The sequence below is a fragment of the Achromobacter sp. RTa genome, from assembly GCF_000757485.1.
In the GTDB taxonomy this organism is placed as follows: domain Bacteria; phylum Pseudomonadota; class Gammaproteobacteria; order Burkholderiales; family Burkholderiaceae_B; genus Achromobacter.
In genome coordinates this window covers 91701-105021 of the sequence record NZ_JPYO01000041.1, presented here as the reverse complement: position 1 = coordinate 105021, position 13321 = coordinate 91701, and the positions used below count along the sequence as shown (strand labels likewise).

Below are 13321 nucleotides of genomic sequence, written 5' to 3'. Positions count from 1 at the left end.
CCTATTCTGGGGTGCGCGCGGCTAGTCCGGCAAATGCCAAACTCCGCAGGATCCATAACAAAACATCATGCCCCGCCTCAGGCGGCGCGGTGCAGGCGGATGATGGCCGCGGCGGTCGGGTCGCGCACCAGGTCGGCCAGCGTATAGCCGTTGAGGGCCTCGTAGAAGGCCTGCAGGGTCTGCGCCAGCACGCCCGACAGCCGGCACGAACCGTCCAGCGCGCAAGGCGGTTCGCGGCAATCGATCAGCGGCCCCTGCTGCTCCAGCTCGCGGATCAGGTCGCCCACCCGGTAGTCGGCGGCGGGCCGCGCCAGGCGCAGGCCGCCCCCCTTGCCCCGCGATGTATCGATCCACTCGCGTTGCGCCATGAAGTGCGCCACCTTGACCAGGTGATTGCGCGACACGCCGAAGCGGTCCGCGATCTCCGGAATGGTGACGGCGGAGGGCCGGTCGCGGCATTGCGTCAGGTACATCAGGATGCGCAGGCCGAAGTCGGTGAATCGGGTCAGTTGCATGGCATGGATGGGAAGATCCCCGGCGGCCCCGGGCAAGCAGGCCGCCAGGATACACCGCTCAGGCGGGCGCGCCGCCGCTGCCGAAGGCCTCGGCGTGGATCCGGTCCTCGGCCACGCCCAGGCTGGTCAAGGCCTGGCGTTGCGCGCGCATGAAGCCGGCCGGGCCGCAGAGGTAGTAGTCGGCGCCCGGAACGATGGCGTCCTCGCGGATGGCATGCAAGTCCACGCGGCCGGTATGGTCGTAGTCGCGGCCGCGCTGATCGCCATGGCCCACTTCCTCGTAGAACACCGCCTTGCGCACGTTGTCGCGTTCCGCGGCGATGCTGTTGATGTGCTCCTTCATGGCATGCGCCGAACTGTTGCGGCAGCCGTGCACGAAACGGATCTGCCGGTCGTCGTTGAGGCGCACCAGGTGATTCAGGATGGAGACCATGGGAGTCAAACCCACGCCGCCGCTCAGCAGCACGACCGGGGCCTTGCCTTCCTCGCGCAGGTGGAAATCGCCCTGCGGCGGCGCCACGTCCAGCACGCCACCCTCTTCCAGGCGGTCATGCAGGGCGGTGGAAACGCGGCCGGCCGGCGTCTGGCCGCTGCCCGCTTCGCGCTTGACCGAAATGCGCAGGCGGTCTTGGCCCGGCGCGTCCGACAGGCTGTACTGGCGCGGCTGCATCAGGCCCAGTTCAGGCACGTACAGGCGCACAGAAACATACTGGCCCGGCTGATAAGCCGGCACCGCGCCGCCGTCGGCAGGCGCCAGGTAGAACGAGGTGATCTCGGCGCTTTCACGCTGCTTGCCCACCACGCGGAACGCGCGCCAGCCCGTCCAGCCGCCCGGCTTGGCGGCCGATTCCCCATACAGGCGCGCTTCTTCGCCGATCAGCAGATCGGCCAGCTGGCCGTAGGCCGCAGCCCAGGCGTCCACCAGTTCGTCCGTAGCCGCCTCGCCCAGCACTTCGCGGATGGACGCCAGCAGGTGCTTGCCCACGATCGGATAGTGCTCCGGGCGGATGCCCAGGCTGACGTGCTTGTGCACGATGCGCGTCACGACCGGCATGAGCACCGAGGGATCGTCGATGTGTTCGGCATAGGCCGCGACCGCGCCGGCCAGCGCCTGCTGCTGCTCGCCGCCTGCCTGGTGGCCTTGGTTGAAGACGTGCTTGAGCTCGGGATTGTGCTGGAACATGCGGGCATAGAAATGCCGGGTCAGCGCAACGCCATGCGTCTTGAGGACGGGGGCCGTGCCCTTGACCAGGGCGCGGATTTGGGGACTCAACATCTACTGCTCCTTGTGGTGCGATCGTGTTCGCCATTAAACATATATTTATAATACATCTTTTAAAACCTAATGGAAAACCCTGAACCAGAGATCAAACCAAGCCCGATTCCCACTCCCCCAAAACGGTAACCGCCGGCAACTCGCAACCCGTTACGGTTCGCCATAAGGGACGGATGGACTCGCCTGTGCCCACGTCCCATACGACCGAAGAAATCCATTCATCGCCCAGCCGCCAGGAGCAGGCTTTCCAGCGCCCGGGCGGCGCGCGCAGGCGCCATGCGCCGTCCGGCCCCGCCGCCAGGCCGGCCGAGGCCATATCCGCGGGAAAATCCAGCGCCGCCGCCTTGATGAAGGCTTCCTTCAGCGTCCACATCAGGTAGAAGTGTTGCAGTTGGCGGGCGCCGTCCAGGCCGGCAAGCACGCCCCGCTCCTCGGGCGTGCAGACCCAATCCGCCAGCCGCAGCACCTCGCGGGGCCGGATCCTCTCCAGATCGGCTCCTAGCGGCCGCGCCGCCGATGTCGCGGCGCAGACCGCGGAACCGCCGCTGTGACTGAGCGACGTGGCGCCGCCAGGAGGCAGCTCCGCGCGGACCTCGTGCAACAGCGCGCGGCTGACCCGCCAATCACCCTGAGCCTTCGCGCTGCGCACGGCCTGCGCCCGCCGTAAATCGTCGGCGGACAGGTTTTCTATCCTGTAACGGCGGGCGGCCCGTGCATCCGCCCACCAGACAAAAAGTTCCTGAGTTTTCACGAACAAAAGTAATCTAAGGTAAAAACAAATACAAAAATACGGTTAAAATGCGTCTTATGTAACTATATAAGTCAAAAGTACTACAATCTGCCGTAGTAGAATCGCGCGCTATGTTGACGTTTTCAATCGCGCAATGGCAAGGTTGGACGCCAGGAATCGATAGCCCCGAAGCTTGGTTGGACTGGGCGGAACATCCGTACTGTCCCCTCGGGAATCAGAGCGTGCCCAGCCTGGATTTCTTGCCCCCCCTGCAACGCCGCCGCCTGAGCCCCCTGGCTCGCGGCGTGTTTGCGTGCGCGTGGCCCATGGCCGAAGGCCGGCCGGGCATGCCGCTGGTCTATGCCTCGCGGCATGGCGAAACCACCCGGAACTTCGGGCTCCTGCAATCGCTGGCGGCGGACGAGCCGCTTTCCCCCACCGCGTTCGGCCTGTCCGTGCATAACTCGATCGCCGCGCAGTGGTCGATCATACGCCGTGAAACGGCCGAATCCGTCGCCTTGTCCGTGGAAGACGACGGCCTCGAGCACGCCATCGCCGAAGCCGCCATGCTCTTGGCCCACGGCCACGAGGACGTGCTGGTGGTGTTGGCCGAAGAGCTGCCGCCCGCCCCGTATGCCCCCTGGACGCAGGATGTGCCGTGCACCTATGCGGTCGCCCTCCACCTGCGCCCGGGCGCCGATTGGACCCTGGCCCTGGATCCGCAGCAGGCGGCGCCGGCCGCCGATGCGCGGCAGGCCTGGCCCAACCCCCTGAACCTGCTGCGCCACCTGTTGTTGCGCACACATGCCTGGCGGCACGCGAACCACGCCCGCCAGTGGACCTGGACGCGCACGGCATGACCAGCACCACGCACCACCGGCAAGATTTCTGGCTCTGGCGGCTCGTCGCCACCGGCATGGCGTTCACCTTGTTCGGGCTGGGCGGCGTGCTGCTGCGCGCGTTTGTCTTCCCCTCCCAGCGTTTGCTGCCCGGCGACACGCTCGACCGCCAGCGCCGGGCGCGCTGGACCTTGAACCGCACCTTCCGCCTTTTCATCCGCTTCATGGTCCGCGTCGGCATCCTGACCGTGGAGTTCCGGGGCGCCGAACGCCTTGGCCAGCCCGGGCAGATGATATTGGCCAACCACCCCTCGCTGCTGGACGTGGTCTTCCTGGTGGGCCACGTCAAAAACGCCAACTGCATCGTCAAGCACAGCCTGGCCACGAACCCCTTCACCCGCGGCCCGATCGCCAACGCCCGCTACATCACCAACGACGAAAGCTTCGACATGTTCGACCGCGCCGCCGACGTGCTGCGCAGCGGCGAAACCCTGATCGTCTTTCCCGAAGGCACCCGCACGCCGCGCGACACCATGCCGCGTTTCCATCGGGGCGCCTGCGCCATCGCCCTGCGCGGGGCGCGCGTCGTGACGCCCGTCGTGATCAGCATGAATCCGCGCAGCCTGACCAAGGGCGAGCCCTGGTACCGGATTCCGCCTTGCCGGATGCGCTACGTCATCCATGTCGGCGAGGACATCGACCCCGCCACCTGGAGCGCCGCGCATCCGCTGCCGATCGCCGGACGCAGGATGAACGATCACCTGCACGCCTATTTCGAAGCCGAACTGGCGCGCACCGCGCCCTCCGGCGCCCCACTGAACAAATAATCGCCCATGGCGGCGAATGCGGAGTCCACGCTGGATGAATCAACTGGAACTTGAACTGAAGACCCTCGTCATCGAATCCCTGGGGCTGGAAGACATCACCCCCGAGGACATCGACCGCGACGCCCATCTGTTCGGCGACGGACTCGGACTGGATTCCGTGGACGCGCTGGAGCTGGGCCTCGCTCTGCAAAAACGCTACGGCATCACCATCGATCCGGAAACGAGGAACATGCGCGAGCATTTCGCCAGCATCGCCAAGCTGGCGGCCTTTGTCACCGCGCAACGCCACGATTAACGCATACGGAGTTCACGATGCATACCCGCGAGGAAATCTTCAATACGCTGCGCGGCGCGCTGGTCGAACTGTTCGAGATCGAACCGGAACGCATCACGCCCGAAGCGAACCTGTACACCGATCTTGAAATCGACAGCATCGACGCCATCGACCTCATCGACCACGTGCGCCGGCAGACCGGCCGCAAGCTCGACGCCAACGACTTCCGGACCGTGCGCACCGTCGAAGACGTCGTGCAGGCCATGTGGCAGAAGCAGGATCCCGCCGCATGAGGCACGGCGCGGCGGCCGCCCTGGCCCTGGCCGGCATCGCTTACCCCTTCGCCGTCCATGCGGCGCTGGGGCGCCTGAGCGTGGCCTGGGTGGTCCTGCCGCTGGCGCTGCTGTGGCTGGCGCGCGGCCTGACCGCAAGCGCCAGGCAACCCGGTTCGCGCCTGCTGCCCGCCGTGGCCATCGTCTTCTGCGTGATATTGGCGGTCTCGGATTCGGAAGCCGGGCTGCGCTGGTATCCGGTATTGATCAACGCCATGATGCTGGCGATCTTCGGCGCCAGCCTGAAGGCTGGCCGGCCCGTGATCGAACGCCTGGCGCGGCTGCGCCATCCCGACCTGCCGCCCGAGGGCGTGCGCTACACCCGCAACGTAACGCGGGTCTGGTGCGGTTTTTTCGCGTTGAACGGCGCAATAGCCGCGGCGCTCGCGGCCTGGGCGCCCTGGAGCTGGTGGGTCGCGTACAACGGCGCGATCAGCTACGGGTTGATGGGCCTGTTGTTCGCCGGCGAATGGATTTTGCGCCCCGCCGCCGCCAAAGTGGCTTGAACCATGGCCTGGATTCCCCTGACGCATCTGCTGTTGCCGGCTCCGCCCGAGGAAGCCGGTATTCCCGTCGCCGACGAACCGCTCCTGTCGCGCGGCGCTTTCGCGCAGGCCAGCCTGGCGGCGGCCGGCGGATTGCAGGCAAAGCCGCTGCGCCGCGTGGCGCTATGGTTCGAAGATGCCGCGCAGATGGCGGTCGCCCTCCTGGCCTGCTGGCGCGCAGGCGTGGTCGCCGTGCTCCCCGGCGATGCCCAGGCGCACACCTGCTCCGCGCTCGACGCCACCGTGGATGCCTGGCTGACCGATGCGGCCCTGCCCGTGCCGGCGGACCGGCAGTGGCGGCTGGAGGATCTTGAAGGCCACCCGCCGCTGGCGCCCGCCGAACTCGATCCCGCGCTCGGACTGGTGCTGTGCACGTCGGGATCCAGCGGACGGCCCAAGCATATCGCCAAGACCTGGCGGCAATTGATGGACGAGGTCCGCGCGCTGCAGGACCAATGGCCCGACGCGGACACGCCCGTGCTGGGCAGCGTATCGGCCCAGCATATGTACGGCCTGCCCTTCAGGGTGCTGTGGCCGCTATCCGCCGGACGGCTCCTCGACCGCCCCCAGCGCATCTACCCCGAGGACCTGCAGCAAGCCAGCCTGCGCCATCCTTCCTTCGTCTGGATCGCAAGCCCCGCGCTGCTGCGGCGCCTGGGCGAACGACTGAACTGGAAGGCGTTGCGCGGCAGGCTGGTCCGCATCCATTCATCGGGCGGCGAGCTGCCCGCCGAGGTCTCCGGCCACATCGAACGCCATCTGGGGCTGCGCCCCACCGAGATCTACGGCAGCTCCGAGACGGGCGCGGTCGCGTGGCGCCGGGGCGCGGAGGATTGGCAGCCGCTGCCCGGCGTCGCCGTCAGCCTGAACGCCGAGGGCGCGCTGCGCGTGCGATCCCCCTGGGTCAACGCCGCCGAAGAGCAAACGGCGGACGGCGCGGAGCTTGTCTGCGGGCGGTTCCGGCTGCTTGGCCGCCTGGACCGCATCGTCAAGATCGAAGAGAAGCGCATCTCCCTGCCGATGCTGGAACGGGCCCTGGCGGGACATCCCTACGTCACGGAAGCGCGGTTGGGCGCAATCGCCGGCGCGCCGCGCCTTGCCGCCCTGGTCGCGTTGTCGGCAAAGGGCCTGCACGCCCTGCGCAACCAAGGCCGGAAAGCGGTGACCGCCGCGTTGCGCGCGCATCTGGCCGCGGGCTTCGAATCGCTGGCCCTTCCCCGCACCTGGCGCTTCTTTTCGCAGCTGCCGGGCAACGCGCAAGGCAAATTGCCGCGCCATGAATTCGAGGCCGCCGCGGGCCCCCGTCCCCTGGCCCCGGAAGCGCGGGAACTGCCGGGCCAAGCGGAAAACGAGCGCCGGTACACACTGGACATTCCCTACGATCTCGCCTATTTCACCGGCCACTTCCCCTCCGCCCCCGTGGTGCCGGGAGTGGCGCAGATCAGCTGGGCGATGTCGTTGGCGCAGCGAGATCTCTGCCCCGGCTTTCATTTCGCCGGCATGGAAGTCCTGAAGTTCCAGCGGCTGCTTCGCCCGGGCGACGTCGCCTCCCTGGCGCTCAAATGGGACGCTTCGAAACGGAAGCTGCACTTCGCCTTCACGGTCGAGGGCGCGCCATGCTCATCGGGCCGCATCCTCGAAGGCGGCCGGCCATGACCGCGCACCGGCTCTGCGCGGTCATCCCCGTGTACAACCACGGCGCCACGGTGGGCGCGGTGCACGCGCAACTGGCGGCGCAAGGCCTGCCTTGCGTGCTGGTGGACGATGGCTCGGAGCCCGCTTGCGCCGCCGAACTGGATGCCCTGGCGGCCAAGCCCCGCACGCACCTGCTGCGGCGCGCGGCGAACGGCGGCAAGGGCGCCGCGGTGCAGGACGGGCTGCGCGCGGCGGCCTCCCTCGGCTATACCCACGCCCTGCAGGTGGATGCCGATGGACAGCATGCATTGCCGGACGCGGCGGCGTTCGCGGACGTCTCGCGCGCCAATCCGCAGGCCGTCATCTGCGGCCTTCCGGTGTACGGCGACGACGTGCCGCGCAGCCGTCTCTACGGCCGGTGGCTGACCCGCGTCTGGGTCTGGATCAACACGCTCTCCGCCGACATCCCCGACGCCATGTGCGGTTTCCGCGTCTACCCGCTGCGCCAGGCGCTATCCGTGATCGACCGGGGCCACGTCGGCCAGCGCATGGATTTCGATATCGCCATCCTGGTGCGGCTGCATTGGCGCGGCGTCGCCATGGTCTGGCTGCCGACGCGCGTGGCCTACCCGGAAGGCGGCATCTCGCACTTCAAGGGCGTGCGGGACAACGTGCTGATCAGCCGCATGCACGCGCGCCTGTTCTTCGGCATGCTGGCGCGCTCGCCCGCGCTGCTGTGGCGCCGGCTGGCGCGAGGCCCGCAACCATGAAGGCCATGGACAGGCACTGGGCGGGCCAGCCCGAGCGCGGCAGCCTGGCGCTCATGCGCATGACGGCCTGGGCGGCTCGCAACCTCGGGCGCCGGCTCGTCGCCCCCGTGGTCTGGATGGTCGTGCTGTATTTCTACCTTTCCGGCGCCCGCGCTCGGCGCGCCATTGCCGACTACCAGCGCCGGCTCGCGCAATCCGGCGACATGCCCGTTCCGCTGCCGCGCCGCATGCCCGTGTATCGCCAGTACCTCGCCTTCGCCCACGCGATACTGGACAAGCTGGACGTCTGGCAGGGCAGGATCACGCTGGCCAGCCTGGATATCTCGGACCCCGACGGCCTGCACGGCCAGATGGGCGAGGGCCGCGGCCAGATCCTGGTCGGCTCGCATTTGGGCAACATCGAAGTATGCCGCGCGCTGGCGGAACGTACCGGCGCATTGAAGCTCAACGTGCTGGTCCACGATAAGCACGCGGCCCGCTTCAGCCGCATGCTCAACGACGCTGGCGGCGGCTTGCGCATGATCCAGGTCAGCGAACTGGACGCTCCCACCATGCTGGACCTGGCGCAAAGGCTGGACCGCGGCGAATGGCTGGCCATCGCCGGCGACCGCGTTCCCTTGGAGGGCGACCGCACGGCGCCCGTGGAGTTTCTCGGCGCCACCGCCCTGCTGCCCCAAGGCCCGTGGCTGCTGGCCGGCCTGCTGCGCTGTCCGGTCAACCTGCTGTTCTGCACGCGCCACGGCCGGCGCTACCGCGTCTCCATGGAACGCTTTTCCGACGGCATCGAGTGGACGCGCGCCACCCGCCAGGCGCGGATCGCCGATTCGGCCCAACGCTATGCCGCCCGCCTCGCCGCGCACTGCCGCCAGGCGCCTCTGCAATGGTTCAACTTTTACCCCTTCTGGAAAGACGATGCGTAAACGAGGCCTCATCGGCGCTGAAGTCGAAATCCGGGTGCCCTTCTTCGACGTCGATTCGATCAACGTCGTCTGGCACGGCCACTACGTGAAGTACCTGGAACAGGCCCGCTGCGAACTGCTGGACATGCTGGGCTACAACTACGATGCCATGCGGGCCAGCGGTTACGCCTGGCCGGTGATCGACCTGCACCTGCGCTACGCTCAGCCCGCGCAGTTCGGACAACGCCTGACCGTGCGCGCCGAACTCGTGGAATGGGAGCATCGCCTGAAGATCAATTACCTGATTCTGGACGCCGAGAGCGGCCGCCGTCTCACGCGCGCCACCTCCGAGCAGGTCGCGGTCTGCATGCGGACCCGTGAAATGCAGCTGGCGTCTCCTGCCGAGCTCAGGGATGCCGTGCAGCGGCGGCTTCAATCCATGGAGGCGCCGGTATGAGGCGCTTGTTCGCTCCCCTCCTCGCGGGCCGCCTGGGCGCCCTGCTGGTCCTGGCCTTCCTGTCCTGGAACGCCAACGCCTTCGACCTGGCCGACTTGCAAGAGCAGTTGCGCGCCGCTCCCGTCGTTCGGGGCCACTTCGTGCAGCAGAAGTTCCTGCGCTCGCTGCCGCAGCCGCTGACCAGCCGCGGCGACTTCACCCTGGCGACGGGCAAGGGCCTGCTGTGGCTGCTGCGCACCCCTATCGCCCAGGACCTGCGCATCGATGCTTCCGGCATCTCCCGCCGCGACGAAACCGGCAAGTGGCAGGCCCTGCCGCAGCGCTCCGGCGCAAGCCGCGAGAACCAGCTGTTCCTGTCCGTGCTGGCCGGAGACACCGCCGGGCTGCGCGAGAATTTCGACCTGGAACTCAGCGGCGAATCGAATGCCTGGCAGCTGGTGCTGACCCCCAGGTCGGCGCTTCTGCGCCAGATCTTCGAGAGCATCCGGATCAACGGAGCGGCGCTGGTGGACCGCATCGAACTGCGCGAGACCCAGGGCGACCGCAGTGTGCTGCAGATGACGGACGCGACAGCCGCCCAGACCCTGACGGCCGAGGAACAAAGTGCGTTTGCCGACTGAACGCTGGCTGCCCCGGCTGTTCAAGCTGGGCTTCCTGCTGATCCTCTGCATCGGCGCATGGCAATGCCGCGACGGCTGGCCCGTGTCGGCCAACCTGATGGACCTGGTCCCGCAAGCCGGCACCGACGCCACGCGCCAACTGGCCGAGGCCCGCATCCAGGAGCCCCTGTCCCGCCAGCTCATCGCGCTGGTCGCGGCGCGCCCGGGCTCGGATTCCGCCGCCCCCGCGCGCCGGCTGGCGCAGCGCTGGACGGACAGCGGCCTGTTCTCCACCGTGCAGATGGAGCTCGCCGTCGACCTGGCGGCGCTGCGCGCGCAACTGGTGGCCGGCCGTCTGGCCATGCTGCCGGCGGCGGACCGGCGCCAGCTCGAAACGGACCCCGCCTCCTACGCCCAGCGCCGCGCGCGCGAATTGTCGGATCCGTTTTCATCGTCGGGGCTGGTGCCCGCGGACCAGGACTGGCTTGGACTCACCCGCCGCGCCGAACAGGCGCTGCACCCCGGCGGCGCGGTGCAGTACGACATCCGCACGGGCACTCTGCAGGCGGAGCAGGCCGGCAAGCGCTGGGTCCTGGTGCGCGCTGAAACCCAGGGCAACGCGTTCGACTCCAACGCGCCCCAGCGCATCGCAGCCCAGCTGGAACAGGACCGCCGGGTGCTGGACGCGGACGGCGCCGAATTGCTGGTGGCCGGCGGCCCCCTGTATGCGGCCGCCGGCCGGGCGCAGGCCGTGGCCGAAAGCAGCTCGATCGGCACGGGCGCCACGATCGGCATCGTCCTGGTCCTGCTGCTTGCGCTGCGGCGCGCCCGCGCGCTGTTGGCGTTCGTGCCCGTGGCGGTCGGCCTCGTGACGGGCGCCGTGGCCTGCGTGGCGGTATTCGGATCGATCCATCTCCTTACCCTCGTGATCGGCACGAGCCTGATCGGCGTGGCCGTCGATTTTCCGATGCACTGGCTGGGCAAAAGCTATGGCATGGCGAACTGGCAGGCCTGGCCGGCGCTGCGGCGGGTGTTGCCGGGCCTCACCATCAGCCTCGCCGCCAGCCTCGTGGGATACATCGCCCTGGCATTCACGCCGTTCCCGGCCCTCACGCAGACAGCGGTGTTCTCGGCTGCCGGCCTGCTCGGCGCCTATGCCTGCACCGTGTGCCAGCTTCCGGCCTGGATGAAGAATTGGCGCCCCCGCCCCTGGCAGCCGCTGCTGCGTTTCGCGCAAGCCGCCCTGAACGCGCGCGAACGCGTGGCTTCCCGCCGCGGCGTGCTGTGGTTGGGCGGCCTGGCCTTGGCCGCGGTCACCGTTGGCGGCGTTTCCCGGCTCGGCATCCAGGACGACCTGCGCCAGTGGCTGAGCCTGCCCGCGCCGTTGGTGCAACAGGCCAGGCAGATCGGCGAGATTACCGGCTTCGTGCCGACCAGCCAGTTCTTTTTGGTGCGCGCGCCCGATACGGACGAGTTGCTGCGCCGGCAGGCCCGGGTATCGCAGGCGCTGGACGGGCTGGTCGAGCGCGGGGATCTGGCGTCCTACAGCGCCCTGAGCCAGTTGGTATCGCCGGCGGCCGACCAGAAGGCGCTGGGACGGCACCTGGCCGCAAGCGCCGGCCGCCCCGAGGTCTGGAAACCCCTTACCGATCTGGGCATACCCTACGAGGCCCTGCGGCGGGAACTGCAGGCCATGGACAAGCTGGCCCCGCTCTCGATCGACGAGGCCCTGCAAGGCCAGCAGGCCGAGCGCTGGCGCCCGCTGTGGCTGGGAACGCACGGCGGGGAGGCAGCGGGCATGGTGACATTGCTGGGCCTGCGCAACGCGTCCGCCCTGGATGCCGTTGCCCAGGCCGCGCCGGGCGTCACGCTCGTGGATCGCAGCGGCGAGCTGAACCGCATGTTCGCGGCGACCCGCATCGAGGCCGCCGAACTCAAGCTGCTGTCGTACGTGGCCGCAGCCGTCCTGCTCTTGCTGACCCTGGGCCGCGCCGCGACCTGGCGCATCCTGGCCGTGCCCCTGGCGGCCACCGCCTGCAGCCTGGCCGCGCTGGGCTACCTCGGCCAGCCTCTCACGCTCTTCAGCCTGTTCGGCCTGCTGCTCGTATCGGCCATCGGCGTGGACTACGCGATCTTCATGTACGAGCGGGTCGCGGGCGCTCCCGCCAGCCTCGTGGGCATCCTGCTGAGCGCCGCCACCACGCTGTTGTCGTTCGGCCTTCTTGGCCTCAGCCACACACCTGCCCTGGCCAATTTCGGGCTGGCGGTGGCGCTGGGCGTGGCCTTTTCGCTGCTCTGGGCGCCCTGGATCCGGGCGCCCCAGGCAGCAGCGCAGCATCCTTCTTTCAATAACTGAATGTGGACACAGAAGAAATGGAACACCGGGAAGTCGTGGTAATCGGGGCGGGCCCCGCCGGCGCCGTCGCCGCCGCCCTGCTGAAGCGGCAAGGGCATGATGTGCTGATGCTGGAACGCCAGCAGTTCCCCCGCTTCTCCATCGGCGAGAGCCTGCTCGCCCACTGCCTGGAATTCGTGGAAGAGGCCGGCATGCTGCCCGCCGTCCAGGCCGCGGGCTTCCAGGTCAAGAACGGCGCCGCCTTCGCCTGCGGAAACCGCTATACCTTCTTCGATTTCCGCGACAAGTTCACTCCCGGCCCCGGCACCACGTTCCAGGTGCAGCGCGCGCACTTCGACAAGGTGCTGGCCGACGACGCCGCGCGCCAGGGCGTGGAGGTGCGCTACCTGCAGGAAGTGACCGCGGCCGATTTCAGCGGCGACGGCCCCCTACTCGACGTGCGCGGCGCGGATGGCCGCTCGTACCAGGTCAAGAGCCGCTTCGTGCTGGACGCCAGCGGCTACGGGCGCGTGCTGGCGCGCCTGCTGGATCTCGAGCGCCCGTCTTCCATGCCCCCGCGCAAGGCCATCTTCACCCACATCGAAGATCGCATCGACGACCCCGGCTTCGACCGCGAAAAGATCCTGATCAGCGTGCACCCCGAGGAGCGCGGCATCTGGTATTGGCTGATTCCGTTCTCCAATGGCCGCTGCTCGTTTGGAGTGGTGGGCGGCGAGAATCTCTTCGGCGGCCCCGGAGAAGACCTGATGACCACGCTGCGCGCCATGGCGGACGCGGCGCCGAACCTGAAACGCATCCTGAAGAACGCAGTCTGGGATACGCCCGCGAACATCATCGGCGGCTACTCGGCCAGCGTGGAGCGCTTGCACGGCCCCGGCTATGCCCTGCTGGGCAATGCGGCGGAATTCCTGGACCCCGTGTTTTCCTCAGGCGTCACGATCGCCCTGCGCTCCTCCAAGCTCGCGGCCGACGCGCTGCATCGCCAGCTGACCGGCGCCCAGGTCGACTGGCAGGCCGAATTCGCGGACCCGCTCATGGTCGGCGTGGAAACGTTCCGCGCCTACGTGCAGGGCTGGTACACGGGCGAATTCCAGGACGTGGTTTTCTACGAACGCGCACAACCGGAAATCCGCCGCATGATCAGCTCCATCCTGGCGGGGTACGCCTGGGACAGGACCAATCCCTTCGTCGCCAATCCGCAGCGCCGGCTGCGCATGCTGAGCGAACTCTGCCGCGGCCCGGAAGCGCCGCCGGTGCCCGCGTGAGG

General features: G+C 68.4%; 15 protein-coding genes. 12 read left to right on the top strand and 3 right to left on the bottom strand.

Going from position 1 to position 13321, the window contains the following annotated elements:
* Nucleotides 1-77 precede the first annotated feature (77 nt).
* The 3 genes from JL37_RS16085 to JL37_RS16075 all read right to left on the bottom strand — a co-directional run bounded on the left by JL37_RS16085 (nt 78) and on the right by JL37_RS16075 (nt 2440).
* Entirely contained in the window at nt 78-515 is a 438-nt protein-coding gene (locus JL37_RS16085) for an Rrf2 family transcriptional regulator (RefSeq protein ID WP_043545794.1), read from the bottom strand.
* A gap of 58 nt (nt 516-573) precedes the next feature.
* Complete coding sequence (hmpA, locus tag JL37_RS16080) at nt 574-1791, bottom strand: NO-inducible flavohemoprotein (RefSeq protein WP_043545302.1); 1218 nt, start codon at nt 1789-1791, stop codon at nt 574-576.
* A gap of 91 nt (nt 1792-1882) precedes the next feature.
* Nucleotides 1883-2440 carry a 4'-phosphopantetheinyl transferase superfamily protein gene (locus JL37_RS16075; RefSeq protein ID WP_231570361.1) on the bottom strand — a complete coding sequence of 186 codons (558 nt, stop codon included), beginning with the start codon at nt 2438-2440 and terminating at the stop codon, nt 1883-1885.
* Between the two features lie 323 nt (nt 2441-2763).
* Here JL37_RS16075 and JL37_RS16070 point away from each other — a divergent pair, with 323 nt between their 5' ends.
* Genes JL37_RS16070 through JL37_RS16015 form a run of 12 tightly spaced genes read left to right on the top strand, consistent with a single transcriptional unit; the run spans nt 2764 to nt 13319 of the window.
* Nucleotides 2764-3381: a beta-ketoacyl synthase chain length factor gene (locus JL37_RS16070; protein WP_231570360.1), complete on the top strand. Its 618-nt coding sequence runs from the start codon at nt 2764-2766 to the stop codon at nt 3379-3381.
* Nucleotides 3378-4187, top strand: coding sequence for a 1-acyl-sn-glycerol-3-phosphate acyltransferase (locus tag JL37_RS16065; protein ID WP_043545792.1), 810 nt, complete (start codon nt 3378-3380; stop codon nt 4185-4187). Before JL37_RS16070 ends, JL37_RS16065 begins: the two co-directional genes overlap by 4 nt.
* Before the next feature lie 34 nt (nt 4188-4221).
* Nucleotides 4222-4482, top strand: a complete 261-nt coding sequence (locus tag JL37_RS16060) for a phosphopantetheine-binding protein (protein ID WP_043545300.1) — start codon at nt 4222-4224, stop codon at nt 4480-4482.
* 17 nt (nt 4483-4499) lie between these two features.
* A complete protein-coding gene (locus JL37_RS16055) occupies nt 4500-4754 on the top strand; it encodes an acyl carrier protein (RefSeq protein ID WP_043545299.1) in 255 nt (84 codons plus the stop codon).
* The gene (locus tag JL37_RS16050) at nt 4751-5299 is read left to right on the top strand and encodes a membrane protein (protein ID WP_043545296.1); all 549 of its coding nucleotides are present in this window, start codon (nt 4751-4753) and stop codon (nt 5297-5299) included. Before JL37_RS16055 ends, JL37_RS16050 begins: the two co-directional genes overlap by 4 nt.
* Nucleotides 5300-5302: 3 nt before the next feature.
* Nucleotides 5303-6994 carry an AMP-binding protein gene (locus JL37_RS16045; RefSeq protein WP_043545295.1) on the top strand — a complete coding sequence of 564 codons (1692 nt, stop codon included), beginning with the start codon at nt 5303-5305 and terminating at the stop codon, nt 6992-6994.
* Nucleotides 6991-7743 carry a glycosyltransferase family 2 protein gene (locus JL37_RS16040; RefSeq protein WP_043545294.1) on the top strand — a complete coding sequence of 251 codons (753 nt, stop codon included), beginning with the start codon at nt 6991-6993 and terminating at the stop codon, nt 7741-7743. Before JL37_RS16045 ends, JL37_RS16040 begins: the two co-directional genes overlap by 4 nt.
* Nucleotides 7740-8663 carry a glycosyl transferase gene (locus tag JL37_RS16035; RefSeq protein WP_043545292.1) on the top strand — a complete coding sequence of 308 codons (924 nt, stop codon included), beginning with the start codon at nt 7740-7742 and terminating at the stop codon, nt 8661-8663. The genes JL37_RS16040 and JL37_RS16035 overlap by 4 nt, the downstream gene beginning before the upstream one ends.
* Nucleotides 8656-9099, top strand: a complete 444-nt coding sequence (locus JL37_RS16030) for a thioesterase family protein (RefSeq protein WP_043545291.1) — start codon at nt 8656-8658, stop codon at nt 9097-9099. The genes JL37_RS16035 and JL37_RS16030 overlap by 8 nt, the downstream gene beginning before the upstream one ends.
* The gene (locus tag JL37_RS16025) at nt 9096-9719 is read left to right on the top strand and encodes an outer membrane lipoprotein carrier protein LolA (RefSeq protein ID WP_052097263.1); all 624 of its coding nucleotides are present in this window, start codon (nt 9096-9098) and stop codon (nt 9717-9719) included. Before JL37_RS16030 ends, JL37_RS16025 begins: the two co-directional genes overlap by 4 nt.
* Entirely contained in the window at nt 9703-12054 is a 2352-nt protein-coding gene (locus JL37_RS16020; protein WP_081955084.1) for an MMPL family transporter, read from the top strand. The genes JL37_RS16025 and JL37_RS16020 overlap by 17 nt, the downstream gene beginning before the upstream one ends.
* 17 nt (nt 12055-12071) lie before the next feature.
* The gene (locus JL37_RS16015) at nt 12072-13319 is read left to right on the top strand and encodes an NAD(P)/FAD-dependent oxidoreductase (protein ID WP_043545288.1); all 1248 of its coding nucleotides are present in this window, start codon (nt 12072-12074) and stop codon (nt 13317-13319) included.
* The last annotated feature ends 2 nt before the right edge of the window (nt 13320-13321 follow it).

Bases quoted from the DNA above. Each gene is read 5' to 3' on its own strand.
- hmpA (WP_043545302.1), bottom strand. From the start codon at position 1,791: ATGTTGAGTCCCCAAATCCGCGCCCTGGTCAAGGGCACGGCCCCCGTC.
- JL37_RS16015 (WP_043545288.1), top strand. From the start codon at position 12,072: ATGGAACACCGGGAAGTCGTGGTAATCGGGGCGGGCCCCGCCGGCGCC.
- JL37_RS16065 (WP_043545792.1), top strand. From the start codon at position 3,378: ATGACCAGCACCACGCACCACCGGCAAGATTTCTGGCTCTGGCGGCTC.
- JL37_RS16085 (WP_043545794.1), bottom strand. From the start codon at position 515: ATGCAACTGACCCGATTCACCGACTTCGGCCTGCGCATCCTGATGTAC.
- JL37_RS16030 (WP_043545291.1), top strand. From the start codon at position 8,656: ATGCGTAAACGAGGCCTCATCGGCGCTGAAGTCGAAATCCGGGTGCCC.
- JL37_RS16060 (WP_043545300.1), top strand. From the start codon at position 4,222: ATGAATCAACTGGAACTTGAACTGAAGACCCTCGTCATCGAATCCCTG.
- JL37_RS16040 (WP_043545294.1), top strand. From the start codon at position 6,991: ATGACCGCGCACCGGCTCTGCGCGGTCATCCCCGTGTACAACCACGGC.
- JL37_RS16050 (WP_043545296.1), top strand. From the start codon at position 4,751: ATGAGGCACGGCGCGGCGGCCGCCCTGGCCCTGGCCGGCATCGCTTAC.
- JL37_RS16045 (WP_043545295.1), top strand. From the start codon at position 5,303: ATGGCCTGGATTCCCCTGACGCATCTGCTGTTGCCGGCTCCGCCCGAG.
- JL37_RS16055 (WP_043545299.1), top strand. From the start codon at position 4,500: ATGCATACCCGCGAGGAAATCTTCAATACGCTGCGCGGCGCGCTGGTC.
- JL37_RS16035 (WP_043545292.1), top strand. From the start codon at position 7,740: ATGAAGGCCATGGACAGGCACTGGGCGGGCCAGCCCGAGCGCGGCAGC.
- JL37_RS16025 (WP_052097263.1), top strand. From the start codon at position 9,096: ATGAGGCGCTTGTTCGCTCCCCTCCTCGCGGGCCGCCTGGGCGCCCTG.